We start from the raw sequence: 22,192 nt of genomic DNA, 5'->3' as shown, positions 1-22,192 counted from the left end.
ACCCGAGTCACGCCGTCGAGGCTGGGTGGGCTACTCCGCGGCCGCCGATTCCGGCTCCGCCGGAACTCCAGCATGTTGGGGCGTCGGTGGCTCACGGGCGGCGAGCCGTTTGGGCCCGTAAACGGCGACCAGAACCAGCGCGATCAGCACGAGCGGGAGCGCCCCCGTAATCTCGGCGAGGAGGTTCAGCCACGGGTCGGGGACACCGTTCGGGACGAGCGCATCCTGGTCGGCGGGGTGGAAGATCCCCATCGCGTTGACGCCGGCGTGGAACACCGCGACCGCGAGTACGCTCCCGCCGGTGCTGTTGTACATCCACGTCCAGAGGATGGAGCCAGCGAAGATCGAGACCAGCCAGAGGAGCTGTTGTGAGAGCGGCCAGCCGCCGTGCGTCGTCGTCGCGTTCAAAAACAGTGGGAGATGCCACGCGGCCCAGGTGACGCCGACGATCGCGCTCGACGCGAGCGCGCTGTAGGAGTCTTGGAGAATGGGCAGCATGAACCCGCGCCACCCGAGATCTTCTTGCCCGCCACCCCAGACGGTACCCCACGCCATCGCGAACAGGTAGATGAACGGCGACTCGAACTCGGTGAGATCGATCGGGCCGCCAGCGAGGACGAACAGCGCCACGCCGAGTGAGAGGATGACGAGCGGGAGCCCGAGCGCCAGCGCCCACCATTTCGCGCCGATACGCCACTTGAACATCTGGCCGACCCAGGTGCGGAGGCTTCCCCGGACGCCCAGATGACGACGGCGGCGCCGATCGGCGGGCCGAACCCGCCCAACCCGATCAGGATCGAGTGCGTCCACGACGCTTCCATGCCTGAATACGCGAGCGCCCCCTGAATCGTCCAGGTGAAGACGTACGCGATCGCAACGAAGCTCAGGAGGCGGTGGCGATCGATCCACGAGCGAACTGTGTTACTCATGACGTTTGCTCTCATGGAGCGCCTACTTAAGCCTCCGTGCCGCCGAGCTGGACACTACACTCTTCGGAGTTCGGGCCGAACTGTCGAGGGACCCCGTTCTAACCCCCTCCACGGCACAGATTCACGGCCCCGCCGGCCGTTCAGTTTTGCCTCGACGACACTCGGGGGACGGGCAGACCCATGAATCAGGTCCTCGTCCCCTGCGGTTCGCCCAATAGAGCCGCCTGAATCCGCGTAAAACTATTACCCCCCGCGTTAGTCATGGGTGCGTAATGCGCTGGAACCCATGACGTTCGCAACCGACACGATCCGGGTCCTCCACGTCGACGACGACCCGGATCTCGGGGAACTCGTTGCGCTGTCGCTCGAGCGTGAGGACGACCGGCTCTCGGTGGCGACGGCGACCAGTCCCGACGACGCCATCGACGTCTTGGGCGCACAGGACATCGACTGTGTGGTCTCCGATTACGACATGCCCGAGACGGACGGGATCGAGTTCCTCGAAACGGTCCGTGCGGATTTCCCAGATCTCCCGTTCATCCTCTACACCGGCAAGGGCTCCGAGGAGGTCGCGAGCGAGGCGATATCCGCGGGGGTAACCGACTACTTGCAGAAGGAAGGCGGTACGAGCCAGTACGCGGTGCTGGCGAACCGGATCACGAACGCCGTCGAACAGTACCGATCGACGCGTGCGCTCGAAGCCAGTCAGAAACGCCTCTCGCTGTTTTTCGAGCAGTCACCGCTCGGCGTCGTCGAGTGGACCGAAGAGTTCGAGTTCGCCCGGCTCAACGAGGCAGCCGAAGAGATCCTCGGCTACGACGAGTCCGAACTCCTCGGGGAGCCGGTGGAAAAGATCGTCAGTGACTCGGACCAGGAGACGGTTGAGACCGTCGTCGACGCGTTGTTGGAGGGGACGGCGGGTACCACAGCATCAACGAGAACGTCCGAAAGGACGGCGAACGGATCATCTGTGAGTGGCACAATCGCATCGTGACTGACGACAGCGACAACGTGGTCGCGATCTTCTCACAGTTTCAGGACATCACCGAGCGCCGAACACAGCGGAAAGAGCTCGAACGCCATCGCGAAGTCATCGAGTCGGCGAGCAACACGATCATCACCATCGACGAGTCGAACGTCGTCCAGTCGGTGAATCCGGCCGTGGAAGAGACGTTCGGCTACTCGCCGGCGGAACTGACCGGCGAGCCGCTGACGAAGCTCATGAGCGACGCCGTCGCCGAACGCCACCGGTCGGGGTTCGAGGAGTATCTCCGGAGCGGCGAGAAAACGCTCGATTGGGGGTACACGGAGTTCGAAGCCCAACATCGGGACGGCTCGCCGATCCCGGTGGGCGTCACGTTCGGCGAAGTCGCCTACGAGGAGGAGCGCTGGTTCGTCGGCATCCTTCGTGACATCAGCGGGGAGCGCGCCCAAAAGCAGGAACTCGAGTGGACGAACGCCGTCTTCTCGACGTTGTTGGATACGCTTCCGGTGGGAATCATCGCCGAAAGCGAGGACCGTGAGGTGTTGGCAGTGAACGACCGGATGTTAGAGCTGTTCGACTTCCCCGGTTCCCCGGCGGAGACTGTCGGATCCGACTGTGAAGAGATCGCCGAGGCCGTCAGCGAGCAGTTCGAGGACCCCGAGGCGTTCGTCGACCGGATTAACGAGATCGTCACGGCGGACATCGCCGTCCACGAGGAAACACTCGATCTCGCCAACGGGCGAACGTTCGTCAGAACTCACGAGCCGATCGAACTCCCCGACGGGAAGGGGCATCTCTGGACGTATCGAGACATCACCGAGCAGCGGGCGTACGAGTCCCGGCTCGCGGCGCTCAGCGAGATGGCTCAGGAGCTAATTCAGGCGGAATCTCGGCAGGAGATCGCCGAGATCGGCGTCGAGGCCGCCCGGGACGTGTTGGGTCTCGAGGCGAACGCGATCCACCTCGTCGACGACGATCGATCGGCGCTGGTCCCCGTCGCCGGGACGGATTCACTGTTCGACCTCATCGGTGAGCCACCGACGTTCACCGCGGACGACAGCATCGCGTGGCGCGTCTTCGAGGACAACGACGCCCTCGCCGTCGATGACACCCACGACGATCCGGATATCTACAACCCGGACAGCCCACTTCGCAGCGAACTGCATCTCCCGCTGGGGAGTACGGGATCGCCGTCGCCGCCTCCCCGACCCCCAACACGTTCGACAAGGAAGACCTCGTACTGGGCCAGATCCTGGCCGGCAGCCTCGTGAGCGCGTTCGAGCAGATCGAGGAGATGGAGCAGCGCCGGGCTCGAGAACGCGAACTGACGGTGCAGAACCAACGGCTCGAAGAGTTCGCCAGCATCGTCTCGCACGACTTGCGGAACCCGTTAAACGTCGCCGAGGGACGGGTCGAACTAGCCCAGGAGACCGGCGAGTTGGAGCATCTCGACGCGGTCGAACGGGCACACGAACGGATGAACGCCCTGATCGACGACCTGCTCACGCTCGCCCGCCAGGGGAGGTCGTGAGCGACATCAGCCCCGTTTCCCTCGACACCATCGCCGACGACTGTTGGGAGACCGTGGCGACGGCCGATGCAACACTCGAAGTAGAGAGCAGTCGGGCGATTCTGGCGGATCGAACCCGCCTCCACCAGCTGTTTGAGAACTTGATTCGCAACGCCGTCGAACACGCCGGGGACGACGTGTCGGTATCGGTCGGCGAGCTAGCTGACGGCTTCTACGTCGAAGACGACGGCCCCGGGATCCCCGCCGACGCCCGCGAGGACGTGTTCGAGGTGGGCTACTCGACGAGCGATCGCGGCACCGGCTTCGGGCTGCGAATCGTCCAACAGATCGTCAACGCCCACGACTGGGAGATCACGGTTCGCGAGGGGGCGGCAGGCGGCGCTCGCTTCGAGATCACCGACGTGTCGTTCGCGGACGAGTGACGAGGTCCTCGAACTGCCGGCTGGCAGTTCCTACGCCAGGGACGCCCGGAGCCGGTCGACGCCGACGCGGAGCAGGTAGCCCGCGCCGAACGCGACGCTCCCGACGAGCATCGACGCCAGCGCGAACACACCGAGACTCACGGGGTCGAACAGAAAGGCGAGCTTCCCCGGGAGCAAGTGACTTGACAGGCTCAACAGGCCCCACTCGGCGTGAAACCCCAGATAGGGAGCGAGCGTGGAGAGCCACGCGGGGAGCAGCGCCCCCCGACCGTAGCCGATCAGGCCGGCGGCGGCGACGCCGACGAGCGTCGCGTCGAACGGCAGGACGACGATGCCGCCCGCGACGCTGAACAGGTCGATCGCGTACGCGACGAACGTCCCGAGAAAGAGGACGACGGCGCCGAGGATGTCGAGGTTCCGCTGGGACCGATCGCCGAGGAGGAGCGCACGCTGAGTCGGGGACATACAGGCTGGTCGGCGGCCGGGACCAAGTCGGTTTCGCGGCTGGTCGCTGACAGCCTCGGGCTGACTCAGTTCGCGCCGCGACCGAGCCCGAAAGAAGGTGACACCGGCGGCCGGCCTCTCAGAGACCGTACTGGTCGCGGACGAGGTCGGCCATCCCGCGGTCCTCCAGGATCTCCATCGGCACGAGCATGTCGAGCTGGACGACGCCCGGCAGGCGACCGATCTGGACGCCGCCGGTGAACGTACAGCGGGCGCGGATCTCGCCCTCGCTCATCTCCAGCAGCGTCGACGCCCGGTCGAACGCGTTCTGGGTGGCGTCGTTGACCGTCGCGCCCGAGCCGACCACCTGGATCGGCCCCATGTCCGTCTCCACGTCGACGCCGTGGTCGGCGCCGAGGTCGCGGCCGGCGTCGCGCTCGTCGTCGCTGTAGGGCTGGCTGATGAACGGCAGGTCTTCCTCGTTGGGCAGCAGGATCGGCCCGTCGAGGTCGAGGTCCTCGATCACCTCCACGTCCATCGTGACGGTGCCGCTCACGTCGGTCGTGTGCAGCGAGAGCTCGCCGTCGCCCTGGTTGGCATGGAGGTCGCCGACGTAGATGCCCGCGCCGTCGATATCGACCGGGCAGATCAGCGTCGCGCCCGCCCGGACTTCGGGGATGTCCATGTGGCCGTCGGTCCGCTTCTCGAGGTCCTCCTCGGTGTTGACGCCGTAGTCGTGCTCGGCGCCGATGAGGTTCTGCCCGAAGTCGCCGGCGTTGTGGGAGTCGGGCATCGTGACCGACGGGGTCGTGCCGACGTTGCCGATGAACGGCCGGAGCCGCCCGAGCGTCCCGGGCATCCCGTCGGGCTCGTACAGCAGGATCGGGTGCTGGCGGGAGTTCTCGGGGATGTCCATCACCTCCTCGGCGTTCGTCGCGAGTTCGTGGGCGCCGTCCTTGTCGAGGGTGATCCCGACCGCGTTCTCGTGGTCGAACGCGACCGTGTAGCCGTACTCGAAGCCGAACGAGGAGGCGTTCGCGCCACACTCCGCACACCGGATGGCGTCCTCGCCGGTCCCCTCGACGACCGAGTCGGGCCACGTCGTCCCGCACTCCGGGCAGCGGTGGTCGACGAACGGGTCGTCCTGGAACGCGCCCTCGCGTTCGGCCATCGAGCCCGTGCTCGTCGCCATGCTCGTCACCTCCACGTCGCGGATGTGGATGGCGACGGCGTCGCCGACCTCGGCGCCCTCGACGCGGATCGGCCGGGTCACCTCGTGGCCGCCGCGGAACGAGGGCGTGATCATCGGGCCCCAGCAGCCCGGCGGGGTGTACGTGGTGACCGTGCCGCCGTCGGCGACGGTGCCGGCCCACTCCTGGTCCGGCCCGACGAGCCCGAGCGTGTACTGATCGACGTACAGCTCCTGGTCCACTTCTTGTTGAGACATACCACACTAACGTTGGGTGCGGCTCAGCATAAGTTCGCCGCCCGTGACAGCTGTGAGCGGCGTGCGAGCCCGGATCTGGAGCCGCCCGGCGAGAATGTCGTAGTATTGATTGCTTCGCGCCTCCAAGAACGAGCATGCAGGCCGGTACTACGCGGGAGCCGACCCCCGACGAGCGGTTCCCCGCGTACGGGCCGCTCGAGGCTGCGCTCGGGTACGTGCTGTTCTACGTGCTCGTCGATCGCGTAACGCCCGCGGTCGTCGAGGTGTTCTCGGGGACGGTGCTCGACTTCTCGCCGTCGTTCGTCGGCTTCACGCTGGCGGCGCTGCTGTGGATCGTCCTCGTCGTGACCGTCGTCGACGAGCTCCGCCGCCAACTCGCGGCGCGAGGGATCGTGGCCGGCCAGCCACGGGTGCGCGGCTGGTCACGTGTGACCCCCGCCCCGCTGCGGACGCTGGGCTACCTCGTGGCGCTGGCCGTCGGTGCCGGCGTCGCGGCGCTGACGTTCGAGCGTGCGGTCGCGGTGATTCAGTCGCTGATCCCCGCCGTCGCCACTGTCGACCCCGGCGGGATCGACCTGATCGGCGTGGTCGTGATGGTGGTCTTCTTCGTCGCCTACAGCACGGCGACCCACGCGCTCGACCGGCTCGTGATCGGCGCGGTTCGGTCGCTGGCCGCGCTGTGACCGGCCGCGAGGTGCCCCCGGGACCTACTCCTCGTCGGAGTCGTCGCCGTCCGAGCGCCGCCGCACGTCGATCTGGTAGTGTTGGAGGATATCCCGTCCGAGCAACAGCGGGTAGTCCATGTGGCCGCGATCCTCCAGCGACGCCGCGACGGTGTGGCGGTCCCCGCCGACGCCGACGACGATATCGACGACCGGTCGGGACTTCCCGGATTTGACGCTCCCGGAGCGGATCTTCGTCATTGACTTGATCGGGCCGGCGCCGATCTCCGCGGCGAGGCGCGTGTCGATGCTCGTCCGCGAGGCGCCCGTGTCGGACTTGGCGACGACGCGCTCGGTCCCGCTGGTGCCGGAGACGAGCACGTCTTCGGTGTACCCGATCGTCGTCACGTCCTTCACCTGCCGTTCCGGCTCGGTGGCCACAGTCGAGGGTTGGGAGTCATCGAGCACGGCTGCGAGTTCGGTGACCTGGTCGTCGTCGACCTCGCCACCCGCGGTCTCGATCGCGAGTTTCGCGATGGCGGGCGCCGGGCTCACGCCGGTCGCCTCGAACAGCCCCTTGAACCCCGCGGTCGGGTTGACTTCGAGCAGGTGCCAGCCCTCCTCCCCCTCGACGAGGTCGACGCCCGCGTAGTCCAGTCCAACCTTGTCGGCTGCCACCAGCGCCATCTCCCGGGCCGCCGTGGGGAGGTCGTCGACGCCCTCGACGGAGCCGCCGAGCGCGACGTTGGTCCGCCAGTCGTTCTCCGGCGCGTACCGGCGCATCGTCCCCACCACCTCGCCGTCGACGACGTAGACGCGGAGGTCGCGGTGCCGGTCGCTGTCGCGCTCGACGAGCTCCTGGAGGAACGCGTACCGGTCGCCGACGCGGGGGTTGACCTGTTCGTCGGCGCTGATCTTCCACGTGCCGCCGCCGTGGGTGCCGATGGCGGTCTTGTAGACGACCTCGTCGCCGTACTTCGGCTTCTCACCGTTCAGTCGGTCGGGATCAAGTGCGAGCGTCGCGTCGGGCAGTCGGACCGCCGAGTCGACGAGCGAGGTGGCGGTCGCGAACTTGTGAAACGCCGTGAGCACGTTCCGCGGTCTGTTCAGCATCGGCCGGAGGTTGCTCAGCGACAGCGCGAGCCCGAGCAGTTCCGCGGGCTGTTCGGTGTTCGAGAGCAGGAGTCGGTTGGCGATCACGTCGACGTTGGGGTCGAGCGTCGCGGTGCCGTCCTCGATGTCGACACAGAGGTTGTCCTCGCGCAGCCAGACGCCCGTGTGGCCGAGCGCCTCCACCGCGTTCAGGATCGCCTTCGTCTCTTTGCTGTTGTGGAGGCTGAGTACGCCGACTGAGACAGAATCGTCCATTACGCGAAACATCGAACGACGGCGACTAAACGATGCCGGTGGCCGGCGTGCTGGCGTCGAGAAGCCGGTCACCCCAGTTTTAAGCGCCGGCCGCCAAGCAGGCAGCTATGACCGAGGGGACGTTCACGTACAACGGTGGCCGGGTGGATCCAGGGGAACGCGCGGACATCCGGTACAGCATCAGTGAGACGTATCTCGGCGATCCGGTGCGCATCCCGGTCTCGATCATCAACGGCGAGCACGCGGGCCCGACGGTGTTTCTCTCGGCGGCCTCCCACGGCGACGAGCTCAACGGTATCGAGGTCGTGCGCGAGGTCGCCCACGAGTGGTCGCACACGAACCTCCACGGCACGCTCGTCTGCATGCCCGTCATGAACGTCCCCGGGTTCGTCACCCAGCAGCGATACCTGCCCGTCTACGACCGCGACCTCAACCGATCGTTCCCCGGCAACGCCGGCTCGACGAGCGCAAAGCGCATGGCCGACGAGATCTTTCGGAACTTCATCGAGCCTTGCGACCTCGGTCTGGACTTCCACACGTCGACCCGCGGCCGCACGAACATGCTCCACGTCCGGGCGGACATGGCCGACGACGACGTGCCCCGGCTCGCCCGCGCGTACGGGTCGAACGTGATCATCGACAGCGACGGCGCCTCGGGCACGCTTCGCTCCGAGGCGACCGACATCGGCGTCCCCACGATCACGATCGAGATGGGCGAGGCCCACCGGTTCCAACGGGAACTCATCGACGACGCGCTGGACGGCGTCGCGAGCGTGCTCGCGGAGTACGGCGTGTACCCTTCCGACCCAGTGAGCTGGCCGGGCTGGCGGACGATCGTCACCAGCGACCAGAAGACTTGGATCCGGGCCGACGCCGGTGGCCTCGTCGACATGCACTACGACAGCGGCGAGTTGGTCCACGAGGGTGAGGTGGTCTGCAGCATCTCGAACCCGTTCAAAACCTCCGTCGTGGAGGTCGAAGCGCCGTTTACCGGACTGCTCGTCGGCAAGCTCGAGAACCCCGTGGTGTATCCGGGGAACCCGCTGATCCACCTGGTCGAACTCGACGCGCCGACACGGCGCGCCTACGAGCGCGAACAGGCCGGGACGATGCCGGAAGGGCCGACGTAGGCGGTCCCTGCGCCGGGCCGACGCGTGCCCGCGGACTCCGGGCCGTCGCCGGCTCACCGAGTCGAGTCCCGTTCTGGGACCCCACCATGTCCGCAGTTCACCCCACCGTGTCCGGAGTTCTACCGCGCCGCACACCACTGTGTCCGCAGTAAACAGTACCTCTCGCACCCCAGACGTTCAAAAATACGGGTTTCGGGAGGCTCGATAACGCCGGAACCCAGCCGGTAGCCGCCGGCTCAGTTCGACGCGCCCATCTCGACGCTCTCCCAGCCGGCGCGAACGTCGTCCGGTGCGACCTGCATCTGGTGGGCGTCGTCAGCGTGCTGTTGGACGAACTCGATCAGTTCGTCGTCGTTCTCGGAGCGAACCATGAACCCACACTCGCTGCATTCAAACTGGTTTGGCATGTGCAGTCCCTCCTTCGGCCTGGAGTGACCTTGTTAGCAGGCCAACTCTCGCGGAAAACACGATCCTACTCGACCGATGGGTAGGCCGAGACAGGATATCCACACCGTGGCCACAGGCTGGTGGGTCGTCGACGACAGGGTCCTGAACCACCGTTGATCGGGCGACAGTCTCCCTATAACAAATGGACCAACTGCGAATTGTCCGGTATCGCGCACTGATGGCGCAGGAATCTTCGGACCAATGACTACGATCACGATCGGACTGGACGGCGCGAACTGGGAGTTGATCGGCGACTGGCTCGAGGAGGGCCGGCTGCCGAACCTACAACGACTGATCGACGACGGGATCGGCGGCGGCTCCGAGAGCTGTCTGCCGCCGATCACCGTCCCCAACTGGAAGTGTTACGCGACGGGGAAGAACCCCGGCAAGCTCGACGTGTTCCGCTTCGACCGCATCGACACGGCCAATCAGGAACACGTGTTCCATGACGCGACGGACTTCCGGAGCGCGGAACTGTGGGACTACCTCAACGACGAGGGCCACACCGCCGGCGTCGTGAACAAACCCTCGACGTACCCCCCGAAATCCATCGACGGGTTCGTCGTCGCCGGCGGCCCGGACGCCTCGGAGACCACCTACCGCTCGCTCGACACCGGGTTCGCGACGCCACCCGAGGTCGAGCAGTTCCTTCGGGAGGAGTTGGACTACCGCGTCCATCCGAGTCCCATGATCTCGCCGACAGAGAAGGGTGCGGCAGAGGTCGAGGCGGTGCTCGACCTGATCGAGCTGCGCTTCGAGGCCGCCGAGCGGCTGCTCGACCGCGAGGACCCGGAGTTCCTCCACCTCACCGTGTTCTACAGCATGGCGCTCCAGCACTACTTCTGGGACGGCGAGCCGGTCCGGCGGGCGTGGGAGCGTATCGACGAGAACCTCGGACGGTTTCTCGACGCGGGCCACGACGTGCTCGTGATGTCCGACCACGGGACCTGGCCCGTCGACACCGTGTTCTACGTCAACGCCTGGCTGGCCCAGGAGGGGTATCTCGCGACCGAGCGCGGCGTCGACGAACTGCTCGGCCGGGTAGGGTTCACGAAGGAGCGAGCGCTCTCGCTCGCCAAGTCGCTGGGGATGACCGAGACGCTGGCGAACGTGGTGCCCGAGCGCGTCCAGCGGCTGGTCCCGTGGGAAGAGGGCGTCAAAGCCGACCGCGTGCTGTCGGTGATCGACTGGGACGCGACCACCGCCGTCGCCAGCAACCAGGGGCCGATCTACCTCACGCTCGACCCCGGCGACCCGGCGTACGAGGCGACTCGGGACGAACTGATCCGGAAGCTGGAGGCGCTCACCCACCCACAGACGGGCCAGCAGCTCGTCAAGGCGGTGTACCGCGGCGAGGCGTACTACGACGGCCCCTACGCCCATCACGCGCCGGATCTCCTGCTCGATCAGGGGCAGAACGTCCACGTCAGCGACGCGGTCGGCCCGGCAGAGCCCATCGCCGACGAGGGAGTCTGGGCCGGCGGCAACATGCCCGAGGGGATCTTCCTGTTCAGCGGCCCGCGGTTCCGTTCCGCGGGGCTCGGCGAACAGGCGTCGATCACCGACTTGCTGCCCACACTGTTGCACACGATGGGGGCCGCCGTCCCCGACGACGTCGACGGCGAGGTGCTCGACGTGTTCGCCCCGGGCTCCGAGCCCGCCGAACGGGCTGTCGAGTACCGGGCGCCGATCTCTGGCGATCGCACCGGCGCGGGAGACGACGACGAGGCCGTCGAACAGCGACTGGCCGATCTGGGTTACTTGGAGTAATGCGCCTGCTCGTCGACGTGACCCACCCGGCGCACGTCCACCTGTTCCGTAACGCGATCGCGACCCTCCGGAGACGGGGACACGAGGTCCGAGTCGTCGCCCGAGAGAAAGACGTGACCCTCGACCTGCTGTCGGCGTACGGCATCGAGCACACCTCGCTCTCACGCGCTCGGCCGGGCGCCGCTGGCGCGCTCCGTGAGTGGACGGGGCGGGGGCTCCGGCTCGCCCGGCTCGCCCGCGCCTTCGACCCCGACGTGGTGCTGAGCCGTCTCAACCCCACCGCCGCCTACGTCGCGACGGCCCTCGGCGTCCCGAACGTGGTGTTTCACGACACCGAGGTCGCGGGACTGCTCGACCGCGTCACGCTCCCGGCCGCGGCCGTCGTCGCCACGCCCGCGGCGTTCGACCGGGAGCTCCCGACGGAACACCTCCGCTACCGCGGGTTCCACGAACTCGCCTACCTCCATCCGGCGCGGTTCGAACCCGACGCCGACAGGCTCCGCGAACACGGCGTCGACCCCCACGAGCCCTACGCCGTCGTCCGGCTCGTGGCGATGGACGCCCACCACGACCGCGGGAGCGAGGGGTTCGCCCCCGAGACGGTCCGCCGGCTCGTCGACGGCCTCGCCGACCACGGCGAGGTGTACGTCTCCAGCGAGTCGCCGCTCCCCGAGGGGCTCGCGGGCCACGCCCCGCCGGTGCCCGTCGACGCGATGCACGACCTGCTCGCGTTCGCGGACTGCTACGTCGGCGACTCCTCGACGATGGCGACGGAGGCCGCTGTGCTCGCGACGCCATCGGTCCGGTACAACCCGCTCGACGAGGAGATGGGGAACTTCGAGCAGTTGGGCGAGGCGGGACTGGTCCGCTCCCACTACGACCCCGAAATCGCCGCCGATTCCGCGATCGAACTGGCAGCCGACCCCGAGGCGGGCCGGCGCTGGCGGCGCCGGCAGCGCCGTCTGCTCGCGGAGGTCGTCGACCCGACCGCGTTCGCGGTCGCGCTGGTCGAGGAGGTCGGCGAATGAGCGAGAATCCCCGGACGCCGGCGAGTACCCAGGCCTGGAGGGCGAGGAGCGACCGATCCCCGACGGCCACGAGTTCGTCCTGTTGCTCACCCACGACGTGGACCGACCGTACAAAACGTACCAGGCGCCGTACTACGCGCTCCGCGATACCGAGAACTGGCTCCACCACCTCACGTCGATGCTGCCGAGTCGGGAGCCGTACTGGCAGTTCGAGACCGTCATGCGCCTCGAGGAGTCGCTGGGCGTCCGCTCGGCGTTCTACTTCCTCTCGGAGCAGCGCCTCTGGGAGCGCCCGGCTCGGGAGTGGCTCAGCCCCCGTGCCTGGCGGCTCTACGCCGGCCGCTACTCGCTGTCGGATGCGGCGATCCGGGAGGTCGTCAACGACCTCGACGACGGCGGCTGGGAAGTCGGCCTCCACGGCTCGTACAACTCCCCGGACGACCGCGACCGGCTCGAGCGCGAACTCACGGCCATCGAGGACGTGCTGGACGACGACGTGGTCGGCGGCCGCCAGCACTACCTCCACCTTTCGGTTCCGGAAACCTGGCGCCACTACCGCGCGCTTGGGCTGCGCTACGACGCCAGCCTCGGCTCCAGCATGGTGGCGGGGTTCACCCACGGCTACGGGCTCAAACGGCCGTTCGACGACGAGTTCGTCGTGTTCCCGCTGACGGTGATGGAGAACGCCCTCCCCGATCCAGGCGAGCAGTTCGACGAGGCGTTGGCCACCTGTGAGAACCTGCTTGAGGAGGCCGAGCAGAACGGCGCGGTGATGTCGGTGCTCTGGCACCCCGAGTGTTCAGCGTCGACGACTTCCCGGGGTACGGCCGGCTCTACCGCCGGCTCGTCGAAACGGCGCTCGAACTGGGCGCGTGGGTCGGCTCGCCAGCAGAGTTCTACGAGGCGGCTGAGTTGGACCGGCCCGCGCGGGTGAACTCGGAGTGACGCCGGTTGGAAGTCGATGCCGCCGCAGTTCTGAGTGGCCCCAAGGAAGTACCGGCGCGTGCTCGCCGGGAGTACGGCGGTGCTTACTTAAGTAGCAGTCGAGGGAACCACCAGGGCAGATGGTTCTCCCACGGCGGGAACGAGTGTTGGTGCTCGACGGCGGCAGCCAGTCCTCACTCAGCGTTCTCTCCTCGCTCGGGAGCCGCGGCGTCCCCTCGACGTGGGGGCGCTCGAACGCGGCTCGCTGGGTGCCCACTCCCGCTACGTCGACGCGGAGGTGGTGTACCCCGATCCTGCATCGCAGCCCGCGGCGTTCGTCGACGCCGTTGAAACGGCGGCCGAGGCGAAGGAGTACTTCGCCGTGATCCCGACCCGGGACGATACCACGACGGCGATCGCCCGACACAAGGACCACCTCGACGCGACGGGGACGCTCGCCGGCGTCGAGGACTGGTCGCGGTTTCGCCGCGTCGCCGACAAGGCCCGGACGGTGGCCCTCGCGGCCGACCTCTCGGTGCCGGTGCCCGAAACTTGGACACCCGAGTCCCCGGACGCGGTGGCGGCGATCGCCGACGAAATCAGCTACCCAGTGCTTGTCAAGCCCCGGAGCAAACACGTCGCGGACGACCAGGGACGGCTGTACACCCACGAGATCAGCGACCGGGACTACGCCCACTCGCCCGCGGACCTGCGCTCGACGTACGAGCGCCTCGCCACCGCCGACCCGGGGATGCGCGCCACCCCGCCGCTCGTTCAGGCGGTCGTCGACGGCGACACGGCGACGACCGTCGGCGTCGCCGACGACGGCGAGCTGGTGGCGACGTTTCAGGAGCTTCGGCTCCGGACGACGCCACACTCCGGCGGGAGCTCGACGCTCATCCGGGGCATCCACGACGACCAGATGCGCGCCTACGCCGACGAGCTCGTCGCCGAACTGGGCTGGACGGGGCCGATCCAGGTCGAGTTCATGCGCAGCCAGGAGGACTGCTACCTCATCGAGATCAACGGCCGCTACTGGGGTCGCTCCCGCTGGCGACGGCCGCGGGCGTCGACCTCCCGTGGCTCCACCTCGGCGTGCTGGCGGGCGAGCGGCCGACAGTCGACGGCGGCGCCAACCGGCGCGTCGTCCAGCAGCGACTGCTGTACGGCGACCTGAAGTGGCTCGCCGAGCGCCTCGCCGACGGCCACCCCGAGGCGCTGGGTGAGTTCCTCACCACCCTGGCCACGACCGACAAGCCGTTCGTCCGGCCGGACGATCCCGCGACGACCGTCGCCGCGCTCAGGGAGATCACGAGTGTCGGTGCCGACGCGCTCGCGGACGCGATCCGCGACCGCCTGAACCGGTGACCGCCGCCGTGGCCAGGGTAAGGAGGGGGTAACAATCGGTCCGGCACCGCTGTGGCCAGCCAATGGAGATCCGACAGCTCTCGGTCGCGGAGTGGGGGACGCACTCCCAGCGGACGGGTTCGAAGTGTTTCACACCCCGGCGGCACTGGACGTACTCGACGACCACGTCGCCGGCGAACTGCGGCTCTACGGCGGGTTCAAAGGCGATCGCCCGGTCGGGCTGCTGCCGGTCGTCGTCAGGGAGTCGGCGGTCGGCCGGGCGATCCTCTCGCCGCCGCCGGGGTTCTCGATCCCCCGGCTCGGGCCGCTAATCATGCCCGCCAGCCCCAAGCGCCGGAAACGGGAGCAGGTCAACGCCACGTTCGCGGAGGCGGTGCTCGACGACGTGGGCGTCGATCGGTCGCTCACGGTGCTCCGGCTGGTCTGCCCGACGAGCTACCCGGACCCGCGGCCGTACGTCTGGTCGGATCTCTCGCTCGATACGCGCTTTACCTACCACCTCACGGTCGACGGCGACACCGACGCGCTGCTCGCCTCGTTCAGCAAGAGCCTCCGGCGAGAGATTCGGGACGCGAAGGAGCTGGACGTGACTGTCGAGCGCGGGGGCACCGACCCAGTCCAGCAGATCTACGACCGAACCCAGGAGCGCTACGCGGAGCAGGACCGCGGGTTCCCGCTCGACCGTGCGTACGTCACCGATCTCACTGACGCGCTCGCCGCCGAGGGTCGCTGTCGAACGTACGTCGTCCGCGGCCCGGACGACGAGTTCCTCTCGGGAGTGGTCGTTCTCTACAGCAACGACGCCGCGTACTTCTGGCTGGGCGGCACCCGAACCGTCCACGAGGGAACGGGCGTCAACGGCCTGCTCCACTGGCGGATCATCGAGGACATCGCCGCCGACGAACCGCCGGCCAGCGTCGACACCTACGACCTCATGGGCGCCAACACCGAGCGGCTCTGCCAGTACAAAAGCAAGTTCGGCGCGTCGCTGACGCCGTACTACGCCGTCGAGTCCGGCGGCCCGGGGATGACCGCCGCGAAAACGGCCTATCGGCTGGTGAGCCGATGAGCGACCTGCGCGTGCTCAACCTCGTCCCGAGCGAGGCCTCCCGGTTCTTCCAGCAGCAGATCGACACGCTGGACTCGCTGGGTGTCGAGAGCACGACGCTCTCGGTGCCGGGCCGGCGTGAGTACGACGACGGCGAGACTTCCGGGCGCTCGGTGCTCGACTACGCGCGGCTCTACCCGCACGCACTCGCCGCGTCGTTCGGCGACTACGACCTGATCCACGCCAACTACGGCCTGACGGCGCCGCATGCGATCTGTCAGCCCAACCTCCCGGTCGTGCTCTCGCTGTGGGGGACGGATCTGTTCGGGAAGTACGGCCGAGTCAGTCGGTTCTGTGCCCGCTGGGCCGACGAGGTGGTGGTCATGTCGCCGGAGATGGCGTCGGCGCTGGGCCGGGAGAGCCACGTCATCCCCACGGGATCGATCTAGAGCGCTTTCGGCCCGAGCCGGCCGCCACCGCCCGCGAACGGGTGGGCTGGGACGCCGAGAGCCGCCACGTCCTGTTCCCCTACCCACGGGAGCGAGAGGTGAAGAACTACCCGCGGGCCGAGCGCGTCGTCGACGCCGCCCGAGAGTACCTCGACACCCCGGTCACGCTCCACTCGGTCACGGGCGTCCCGCACGCGGAGATGCCGACGTACCTCAACGCCGCCGACGCGCTGCTGTTGACGTCCAACCACGAGGGCTCACCCAACGCCGTGAAGGAGGCGCTCGCCTGCAACCTCCCGGTGGTCGCGACCGACGTGGGCGACGTTCGCACCCGGCTCGACGGGCTCGCCCAGGCACACGTCGGACGGTCCGACGCCGAACTGGTCGACGGCCTCGTGGCCGTGCTGCGATCCGACGAGCGACCGCGGGGTCGCGAGCGAGTGCGGGAGATCAGCCGTCAGCACACTGGCGAGCAGCTGTTAGCGCTGTATCGTGAGGTCGTCGACGGCTGAGTTGCGGGAGCGCCCCGGCCGCGTCAGGAAGGGCCTATTCGCCGCAGGAGTCACAACTCGCCCGCCAGCCGATCACGGACGCCGCGATCCCCACTCCGAGAGCGGTGACGAGGATCCGAATCAGCCCGCCACCGAGGGCGGCGGTCGTCCCGCCCGCGACAGTCGTGCCGACTGCGCCAGTCGCCGCCGGCGTCGCGAAGAGACAGCAGAGACTCACCGCGCCGCCGAGCCCGATCAGCGACCGGCGGCTCGTCGACGCCGACGAACCGTCGGCGTCGGGTGATTCGTCCGTCATCGGTTTGCCCCCTCGAGCGCTGGCTCGCACGCGTCACACGAGCGCCGTGATCGCACGGTGAGCAGCCCGGCGAACAGCACAACGCTCACGACACCCAGCAGCGGCCGGAGCGGGTCGAAGTACGTCATCAGCGCGGAGCTACTGAACAGCGCGAGCAGAAAGGCGTTGCAGATCGGGCAGCCGAACGCCAGAAACCCCAGGGCGGCGCTGGCTGTCACCGTCTTCCCGTCGCTGCCCTGCTCACCGGTTCGCTGCAGCGTGTACACGCCCAGGAACCCCGCGGTGAGGCTCAGAAAGAGGTAGTCGAGCGGCGTTCGCGGGACCATCCGCACGTAGAGTGGGTTCGGAACCAGGCCGGTCACGGCCCCGAAGAGGACGAACGTCCCCACGCTGACGGCGGCTGCTTCGAGGTAGCGCCTCGACGATGGCATCTCTGGGCGGCAGTTTGGGCCCCGTGAATAAAGCTCCCCGGACGGGCGGGAGAGCGAGGGAACGGTGACTGGCCAGCAGATAGTCGACTCCTTTTACTGGCACGTCCGGAGGCCGCTGAGACCGCCGTCGCCGGCGGCGCTGGGGTGTACGCGCCGCATAACTATCTCCCGGTCGGGCAGAGCGATACGAACAGGTCGACTATGTCACAACCGCGCGCCCGGCGCTCAAAACTCGGACTCCTGGTGGGGTACAGCTCGCTGGTGGTGGCGATCGGCACCGCCCGACTCGCCCCGGCGGCGGGCTACGAACTTTCGCTGTACGACGCGACGCCGACAGTCACGTGGCTCGGACTGGTGATCGCCCTCGTCGCCGGCGCCGTCGTCGCGCTCACCCGGGACCGTTCGCGGTATCTCCACGCCACCGGGCTGGCACTGATCGGCGCGGTCGCCCTCGCCGTGTACGCGATGCCGATCCTCCGAGGGTACGCTTTCTACGGCGCTGGCGATTCACTGAGCCACGTGGGCTGGGCTCGCGAGATCGCCGGCGCCACGCTCGATCCGGCGTCGCTGCTCTACCCCGGGATCCACGGGCTCACGGTAATCGCCGCCAGCGTCGGCGACGTACCCCTCGCGCTGGGGAACATGTACGTCGTGCTCGTCGCCGTCCCGCTCGTCTACCTCCTGTTCGTGCCCGCGACGGTGAGCCTCCTCGTCGACCGGCCCACGGCCCCCGCGGTCGGGCTCCTGGCGGCGGCGACGTTCGCGCCGCTCAACAACATCGCCGTCCACCCCAACGCCCACCCGGCGAGTCAGACGATACTGCTGTTCGCGTTCGTGCTCTACCTCGCCTTCGCGTACATCGCCGGGGTGTTCGGCAGCCGGTCGTACTTCGGCACCAAACGGTCGGTCGGTGGGGGGATACTGCTCGCACTCGCCGGCTCGGCGCTGGTGTTCCTCCACCCACAGCAGGCGCTGAACGCCGCCGCGTTCCTGGGTGGGATGACTGTGCTCCAGTGGGTGACCCGTTGGCGGCGACCCGCACACCCGATCGCGTCCACGCGATCGCTGCTCCCGCACACCGTGGTGGTGCTCGCCGTGTTCTTCCTCTGGGCGCCGCGGTTCGAGCGCGTCCGCGGCGCGGTCGTGGTGACGTTCGAGGGGCTCTTGCGGGGCAGCGCCTCGGGCGCGTCAGTCGTCAGCGCCAAGTCTACGTCGCTGACCAGCGTCGGCGGCAGCCTGCTCGAGGTGTTCCTCAAACTGTTCGGTGCCGCGACGGTGCTCTCGCTTTTGGCCGCGGCCGTGTTCCTGCTCGCCGTCCGGCGGCATCGTCGACGCCCGTTGGTGCTCCTGCTCGCGGCGGGGCTGGTCCCCGTGACCGGCGTGTTCCTCGGCGTGTTCGCGGCCAGCATGGGCGACATGTACTTCCGCTATCACGGGTTCCTGATGGTGCCAGTGACCGTCGCCGGCGCGGTCGGGCTGGTGATGATCTGGGACCGGCTGGCCCGGATCGGCGGCGAGCGAGCGGGCGTCGCCGTCGCGCTAGCGGCGCTGCTGGTGCTCGCGCCGGCCGGGCTCGTCGCGGTCCACGCCTCGCCCTACGTCTACCAGCCGACCCAGCACGTCACTGCCGCCCAGATCGACGGCCACGGCGGCGCCTTCGAACACCGTGCCCCCGAGGTGGAGTTCGCCGGGATCCGTGGGGGCCCGGCCCGGTACGTCGACTACCACTACGGCACCGAGCAGGCCCGCGAGGAACTCGCGTTCCCGGGGTACACGGACGGAATCCCGCCGTCGGTGTTCGGCACCGCGAACTACACTTCGGCGTTCGGCGAGCCGCGGTACGTCGTGACGACCGACGCGAACCATCGACAGGAGGTCGACCTCTACGAGGGGTTCCGCTACGGTGAGCGCGGGTTCGAAGCGCTGAAACGCACGCCAGGCGTCGACCGCGTCCGCGCGAACGACGGGTTCCGGCTCTACTACGTCGACGGAGGTGGGGAGTCGTAGATGGCGCTGGTCGACCGGATCGCCCGCGGGGTGAAAGCGAGCTTCGGCGCCAACATGCTCAACCTCGCGTCGAAGGCGGTGCTGGTGTTGATCCTGACGCGAGTGCTGTTCACCCCCGCCGAGTTCGGGCGGCTCAACTTCGTCCTCTCGGCGCTGAGTGTCGTCACCGTGCTCGCGACGTTGGGGCTGCCGCGGTCGGCCGCCCGGTACGTGACGGAGTTCACCGAGACAGCCCCCGGGCAGGTTCCCTACGTCATCCGTCGGTCGGCGCTGTTCCTGACGGCGATGGTCGTGATCGTCGCCACCGGGACGGTGGTGCTGGGACCGGTCGTCCTCCGCGCGATCGACTCGCCAGCTGTGGGCGGCCTGCTCGCGATCGGCGGGCTCTACGTCGCCAGCCGCGCCTCCCAGAGCTACCTCACCACCATCTTCCAGGGGCTGAACCGCGTCGACTGGAGCGCGACACTGACTGCGATCTCCAGCCTCGCACGCCTGCCGCTCGTGGTCGGCCTGGTCGTGCTGGGGTTCGGCGTCGCCGGCGCCGTCGCCGGCTACGTACTGGCGTTCGCGCTCGCATCGCTGGTCGGCGGCTACGTCGTCTACACGCGGTTCTACCGCGGCCTCGAGCCGGCGGCAGCGGCGTCTGACCGACTCACGCGACGATTGCTGGAGTACAGCGTCCCCTGACGGCGACGCGGGGGGCGAACGTGCTCGACAAGAAAGTCGACACGCTGCTGCTGGGCGTTCTCGTCGACATGACCGCGGTGGGCTACTACACCGTCGCCAAGCAGGTGTCCGACTTCGTCGCCGCACCGGCGTCGTCGTTCGGCTACACCATCTCGCCGGCGCTGGCCGAGCAGTCCTCGAAGGACAAGGCGGAACGCGCGGCCACGCTGTACCAGCGGTCGCTGCAGTACGTCCTGCTGGGCTACGTGCCCGCGATCGTGGGGCTGATCCTCGTCGCCGAGCCGGTGATCCGCTACGTGTTCGGCCCCGACTACCTCGGGAGCGTGGTCGTCCTGCAGGTGTTCTGTGGCTTCATGCTCGTCAACGCGATCAACAAGGTGACGAGCGACGGCCTCGACTACCTCGGCCGGGCGCGGTCGCGAGCGATCATCAAGTCCGCGACGGCGATCGGGAACTTCCTGCTGAACCTCCTGTTGATCCCCCGGATGGGCGCGGTCGGCGCGGCGGTGGCGACGGTGATCACCTACACCGTCTACACCGGCTCGAACGTCCACTTCATCGCCCAGGAGCTCCCGATCGATCTCCGGGAAGTGGCGAGCCGACTCGGCATCGTCGCGCTGATCACTGCCGGGATGGCGGCGGTCGTGGTGGGGGCGCTCCCCTACGTCAGCGACCTCCCGTCGCTGTTGGGCGTCGTCGCCCTCGGCGGCGGCGTTTGGGCGCTGCTGTCGGTGCTCGGCGGCGTGGTCAGCGTGAAGCAGGTGCACCGGCTGTTGACGTGAGCGCCCCACCGTCGCGGTACGCGCCTACTAACAAACCCCGCGTCCGGTGAGGGCGCCGGTATGTTCCGCGACCAGTCAGACTCGATCACGATCCCCGAGCCGATCCGGGGGAGCACGGTGCTCGTCACGGGCGGCGCCGGCTTCGTCGGCAGTCACCTCGCCCACGCGCTCGCCGACGCCTGTACCGTACGCGTCGTCGACGACCTCTCGGGAGGGGATCGTACCCGCGTCCCTCGGGGAGCCACGTTCCTCGAAGGCGACCTCTGCGACACAGCGGTGCTGGCGCCGGCCGTCGAGGGCGTCGACTACGTGTTCCACCAGGCCGGGCTGGTGAGCGTCCCCGAGTCGGTCGAGCGACCGCTGGAGAGCCACGAGCGCAACGTCGACGCGACGCTCGCAGTGCTCGAGGCGGCGCGTGAGCAGGATGCTCGGGTCGTGGCTGCCTCCAGCGCCGCGGTGTACGGCCCGCCATCGTCGGTCCCGATCGGCGAAGACGATTCGACCGACCCCACCTCCCCGTACGGCGTCGACAAGCTGGCGGCCGACCACTACACGCGACTCTACCACGGCCGCTACGGGGTGGAGACGGTCGCGCTGCGCTACTTCAACGTCTACGGGCCGGGACAGGACTCGGGCGTCGTCAGCGCGTTTCTCGACCAGCTCCGGGCGGGCGAGCCCATCATCGTCGAGGGCGACGGCGAGCAGACGCGTGACTTCGTCCACGTCGACGACGTAGTCCGGGCGAATCTCGCCGCGGCGACGACCGACGGCGTCGGTCGCGCGTACAACGTCGGCACCGGGGAGGCCACGCGCATCGACGAGCTCGCGGCGACGATCAGCGAGCTCGCGGGGGGCGATGTTCCGATCGAACACACGGCCCCCGACCCGAGGATCTCGAGGACAGCTGTGCGGACATCTCTCGGGCAAAAACAGCGCTTTCGTTCGACCCGACAGTCGCACTGGAAGACGGGCTCGCGGACTTGCTGGCAGTGAGTGTGGCGCGGCAGTGAGAAACTGAGCAACGTGGCTGCTGGCTCGCCTCACCGACTACTCTTCACGAGATTGACCAGCGTTCGGGCGAGCCCGCCAAGCGTGAACTCCTCCGGGGCGATCCCGAGCTGTTGCAGTAGCCCGAACTGATCGATGTTCTCCCAGGTTTCCAGCGCTTGCCCGTCTTCGTCGTAGCGCGTCACGAACGTTCCGGTCACAGTCACTGTGCGTTCGGTCGGGGCGACCCCGACGAACTCACCGGTGTGCGTTCCGGTCATCTGCCAGTGGCCGGCGACGGTGTCTCCCTCGACGATGACCGGTCCGAAGCTGAACTGGGCGTCCGGGAACCCGCTGATGAGCTCCCGCTGCATCTCCTTGTACTCGCTGTTGTCGAGCTCCTTCCCGTCGAAGTGGCCGACCCAGTCCGACGCGTGGTACTCGTCGATGAACGAGACGTTGTGGTTGCCGTGCACCTCCTCGGCCCACTGCTGGGGAAACTGGCGCCGGGCGTCGATCGTGTCTTGGTCGTCTGTCAT

The 22,192-nt window shown here is 68.2% G+C and carries 22 protein-coding genes and 3 pseudogenes; 17 read left to right on the top strand and 8 right to left on the bottom strand.

The genetic code is table 11. From position 1 onward, the window contains the following. Window positions 1–30: 30 nt before the first annotated feature. Complete coding sequence (locus SY89_RS15020; protein ID WP_054584959.1) at window positions 31–705, bottom strand: CPBP family intramembrane glutamic endopeptidase; 675 nt, start codon at window positions 703–705, stop codon at window positions 31–33. Between the two features lie 510 nt (window positions 706–1,215). Here SY89_RS15020 and SY89_RS19755 point away from each other — a divergent pair. The 4 genes and pseudogenes from SY89_RS19755 to SY89_RS18840 all read left to right on the top strand — a co-directional run. Beyond that, window positions 1,216–2,738: pseudogene (locus SY89_RS19755) on the top strand (PAS domain-containing protein); the annotation flags it as partial. A gap of 36 nt (window positions 2,739–2,774) precedes the next feature. Next, complete coding sequence (locus SY89_RS19750; protein ID WP_394325756.1) at window positions 2,775–3,185, top strand: GAF domain-containing protein; 411 nt, start codon at window positions 2,775–2,777, stop codon at window positions 3,183–3,185. Then, window positions 3,182–3,445 carry a sensor histidine kinase gene (locus tag SY89_RS18845; protein ID WP_054584956.1) on the top strand — a complete coding sequence of 88 codons (264 nt, stop codon included), beginning with the start codon at window positions 3,182–3,184 and terminating at the stop codon, window positions 3,443–3,445. Before SY89_RS19750 ends, SY89_RS18845 begins: the two co-directional genes overlap by 4 nt. Beyond that, window positions 3,442–3,867 carry a sensor histidine kinase gene (locus tag SY89_RS18840; protein WP_054584955.1) on the top strand — a complete coding sequence of 142 codons (426 nt, stop codon included), beginning with the start codon at window positions 3,442–3,444 and terminating at the stop codon, window positions 3,865–3,867. Before SY89_RS18845 ends, SY89_RS18840 begins: the two co-directional genes overlap by 4 nt. Window positions 3,868–3,897: 30 nt before the next feature. Here the strand turns inward: SY89_RS18840 and SY89_RS14995 are convergent, their stop codons facing one another. Together SY89_RS14995 and SY89_RS14990 are read right to left on the bottom strand one after the other, a co-directional pair. Further along, a complete protein-coding gene (locus tag SY89_RS14995) occupies window positions 3,898–4,332 on the bottom strand; it encodes a hypothetical protein (protein WP_054584954.1) in 435 nt (144 codons plus the stop codon). A 118-nt stretch (window positions 4,333–4,450) separates the two neighbouring features. After that, entirely contained in the window at window positions 4,451–5,758 is a 1,308-nt protein-coding gene (locus SY89_RS14990; protein WP_054584953.1) for an acetamidase/formamidase family protein, read from the bottom strand. A 134-nt stretch (window positions 5,759–5,892) separates the two neighbouring features. Here SY89_RS14990 and SY89_RS14985 point away from each other — a divergent pair, with 134 nt between their 5' ends. Beyond that, window positions 5,893–6,441, top strand: a complete 549-nt coding sequence (locus SY89_RS14985; RefSeq protein ID WP_054584952.1) for a hypothetical protein — start codon at window positions 5,893–5,895, stop codon at window positions 6,439–6,441. 24 nt (window positions 6,442–6,465) lie between these two features. Here the strand turns inward: SY89_RS14985 and SY89_RS14980 are convergent, their stop codons facing one another. Continuing rightward, complete coding sequence (locus SY89_RS14980; protein ID WP_054584951.1) at window positions 6,466–7,788, bottom strand: putative ATP-dependent zinc protease; 1,323 nt, start codon at window positions 7,786–7,788, stop codon at window positions 6,466–6,468. Between the two features lie 107 nt (window positions 7,789–7,895). Here SY89_RS14980 and SY89_RS14975 point away from each other — a divergent pair, with 107 nt between their 5' ends. After that, window positions 7,896–8,918, top strand: a complete 1,023-nt coding sequence (locus tag SY89_RS14975; RefSeq protein ID WP_054584950.1) for a succinylglutamate desuccinylase/aspartoacylase family protein — start codon at window positions 7,896–7,898, stop codon at window positions 8,916–8,918. Window positions 8,919–9,154: 236 nt separating this feature from the next. Here the strand turns inward: SY89_RS14975 and SY89_RS16260 are convergent, their stop codons facing one another. Further along, the gene (locus tag SY89_RS16260) at window positions 9,155–9,325 is read right to left on the bottom strand and encodes a DUF1059 domain-containing protein (RefSeq protein ID WP_080506776.1); all 171 of its coding nucleotides are present in this window, start codon (window positions 9,323–9,325) and stop codon (window positions 9,155–9,157) included. A 241-nt stretch (window positions 9,326–9,566) separates the two neighbouring features. On the opposite strand from SY89_RS16260, the gene SY89_RS14970 reads away from it, so the two are divergent. The 7 genes and pseudogenes from SY89_RS14970 (at window position 9,567) to SY89_RS19745 (ending at window position 16,464) form a co-directional block, all read left to right on the top strand. Beyond that, window positions 9,567–11,135, top strand: coding sequence for an alkaline phosphatase family protein (locus tag SY89_RS14970; RefSeq protein ID WP_054584949.1), 1,569 nt, complete (start codon window positions 9,567–9,569; stop codon window positions 11,133–11,135). Next, window positions 11,135–12,163, top strand: a complete 1,029-nt coding sequence (locus SY89_RS14965) for a DUF354 domain-containing protein (protein WP_054584948.1) — start codon at window positions 11,135–11,137, stop codon at window positions 12,161–12,163. The genes SY89_RS14970 and SY89_RS14965 overlap by 1 nt, the downstream gene beginning before the upstream one ends. Window positions 12,164–12,245: 82 nt before the next feature. Continuing rightward, window positions 12,246–13,097, top strand: coding sequence for a polysaccharide deacetylase family protein (locus SY89_RS14960; RefSeq protein ID WP_239685701.1), 852 nt, complete (start codon window positions 12,246–12,248; stop codon window positions 13,095–13,097). A gap of 231 nt (window positions 13,098–13,328) precedes the next feature. Further along, on the top strand, window positions 13,329–14,264 hold the full coding sequence (locus SY89_RS14955) for a carboxylate--amine ligase (RefSeq protein ID WP_054584947.1): 936 nt from the start codon (window positions 13,329–13,331) through the stop codon (window positions 14,262–14,264). Beyond that, entirely contained in the window at window positions 14,183–14,455 is a 273-nt protein-coding gene (locus SY89_RS16850) for a hypothetical protein (protein WP_054584946.1), read from the top strand. Before SY89_RS14955 ends, SY89_RS16850 begins: the two co-directional genes overlap by 82 nt. A 91-nt stretch (window positions 14,456–14,546) precedes the next feature. Then, complete coding sequence (locus tag SY89_RS14945; RefSeq protein WP_239685700.1) at window positions 14,547–15,524, top strand: lipid II:glycine glycyltransferase FemX; 978 nt, start codon at window positions 14,547–14,549, stop codon at window positions 15,522–15,524. 5 nt (window positions 15,525–15,529) lie between these two features. Continuing rightward, window positions 15,530–16,464 (top strand): annotated as a pseudogene (locus tag SY89_RS19745) (glycosyltransferase). Between the two features lie 34 nt (window positions 16,465–16,498). Here SY89_RS19745 and SY89_RS14935 read toward each other — a convergent pair. Together SY89_RS14935 and SY89_RS14930 are read right to left on the bottom strand one after the other, a co-directional pair. Then, entirely contained in the window at window positions 16,499–16,759 is a 261-nt protein-coding gene (locus SY89_RS14935) for a hypothetical protein (RefSeq protein WP_054584945.1), read from the bottom strand. Continuing rightward, window positions 16,756–17,190: a hypothetical protein gene (locus SY89_RS14930; protein ID WP_054584944.1), complete on the bottom strand. Its 435-nt coding sequence runs from the start codon at window positions 17,188–17,190 to the stop codon at window positions 16,756–16,758. The genes SY89_RS14935 and SY89_RS14930 overlap by 4 nt, the downstream gene beginning before the upstream one ends. A 201-nt stretch (window positions 17,191–17,391) precedes the next feature. On the opposite strand from SY89_RS14930, the gene SY89_RS14925 reads away from it, so the two are divergent. The 4 genes and pseudogenes from SY89_RS14925 (at window position 17,392) to SY89_RS14910 (ending at window position 21,676) form a co-directional block, all read left to right on the top strand. After that, window positions 17,392–19,197 carry a DUF389 domain-containing protein gene (locus tag SY89_RS14925; protein ID WP_054584943.1) on the top strand — a complete coding sequence of 602 codons (1,806 nt, stop codon included), beginning with the start codon at window positions 17,392–17,394 and terminating at the stop codon, window positions 19,195–19,197. Beyond that, window positions 19,198–19,884 carry a lipopolysaccharide biosynthesis protein gene (locus SY89_RS14920; RefSeq protein WP_054584942.1) on the top strand — a complete coding sequence of 229 codons (687 nt, stop codon included), beginning with the start codon at window positions 19,198–19,200 and terminating at the stop codon, window positions 19,882–19,884. A gap of 20 nt (window positions 19,885–19,904) precedes the next feature. Next, the gene (locus SY89_RS14915; RefSeq protein ID WP_054584941.1) at window positions 19,905–20,666 is read left to right on the top strand and encodes an oligosaccharide flippase family protein; all 762 of its coding nucleotides are present in this window, start codon (window positions 19,905–19,907) and stop codon (window positions 20,664–20,666) included. 60 nt (window positions 20,667–20,726) lie between these two features. Continuing rightward, window positions 20,727–21,676: pseudogene (locus SY89_RS14910) on the top strand (NAD-dependent epimerase/dehydratase family protein). Between the two features lie 30 nt (window positions 21,677–21,706). Here the strand turns inward: SY89_RS14910 and SY89_RS14905 are convergent. Continuing rightward, entirely contained in the window at window positions 21,707–22,192 is a 486-nt protein-coding gene (locus SY89_RS14905) for an ester cyclase (RefSeq protein WP_054584940.1), read from the bottom strand.

The organism is Halolamina pelagica, assembly GCF_001307315.1.
Classification (GTDB): domain Archaea; phylum Halobacteriota; class Halobacteria; order Halobacteriales; family Haloferacaceae; genus Halolamina; species Halolamina pelagica_B.
Note: the sequence above shows the minus strand (reverse complement) of the source record. Positions and strands in the feature narration are given on the sequence as shown.

Coding starts and splice junctions, on each gene's coding strand:
- SY89_RS14995 (WP_054584954.1), bottom strand. CDS start 4,332: ATGTCCCCGACTCAGCGTGCGCTCCTCCTCGGCGATCGGTCCCAGCGG.
- SY89_RS14965 (WP_054584948.1), top strand. CDS start 11,135: ATGCGCCTGCTCGTCGACGTGACCCACCCGGCGCACGTCCACCTGTTC.
- SY89_RS14985 (WP_054584952.1), top strand. CDS start 5,893: ATGCAGGCCGGTACTACGCGGGAGCCGACCCCCGACGAGCGGTTCCCC.
- SY89_RS14990 (WP_054584953.1), bottom strand. CDS start 5,758: ATGTCTCAACAAGAAGTGGACCAGGAGCTGTACGTCGATCAGTACACG.
- SY89_RS14980 (WP_054584951.1), bottom strand. CDS start 7,788: ATGGACGATTCTGTCTCAGTCGGCGTACTCAGCCTCCACAACAGCAAA.
- SY89_RS14935 (WP_054584945.1), bottom strand. CDS start 16,759: ATGACGGACGAATCACCCGACGCCGACGGTTCGTCGGCGTCGACGAGC.
- SY89_RS19750 (WP_394325756.1), top strand. CDS start 2,775: ATGGCTCAGGAGCTAATTCAGGCGGAATCTCGGCAGGAGATCGCCGAG.
- SY89_RS14920 (WP_054584942.1), top strand. CDS start 19,198: ATGGCGCTGGTCGACCGGATCGCCCGCGGGGTGAAAGCGAGCTTCGGC.
- SY89_RS14970 (WP_054584949.1), top strand. CDS start 9,567: ATGACTACGATCACGATCGGACTGGACGGCGCGAACTGGGAGTTGATC.
- SY89_RS14925 (WP_054584943.1), top strand. CDS start 17,392: ATGTCACAACCGCGCGCCCGGCGCTCAAAACTCGGACTCCTGGTGGGG.
- SY89_RS16260 (WP_080506776.1), bottom strand. CDS start 9,325: ATGCCAAACCAGTTTGAATGCAGCGAGTGTGGGTTCATGGTTCGCTCC.
- SY89_RS14905 (WP_054584940.1), bottom strand. CDS start 22,192: ATGACAGACGACCAAGACACGATCGACGCCCGGCGCCAGTTTCCCCAG.
- SY89_RS14975 (WP_054584950.1), top strand. CDS start 7,896: ATGACCGAGGGGACGTTCACGTACAACGGTGGCCGGGTGGATCCAGGG.
- SY89_RS15020 (WP_054584959.1), bottom strand. CDS start 705: ATGTTCAAGTGGCGTATCGGCGCGAAATGGTGGGCGCTGGCGCTCGGG.
- SY89_RS14930 (WP_054584944.1), bottom strand. CDS start 17,190: ATGCCATCGTCGAGGCGCTACCTCGAAGCAGCCGCCGTCAGCGTGGGG.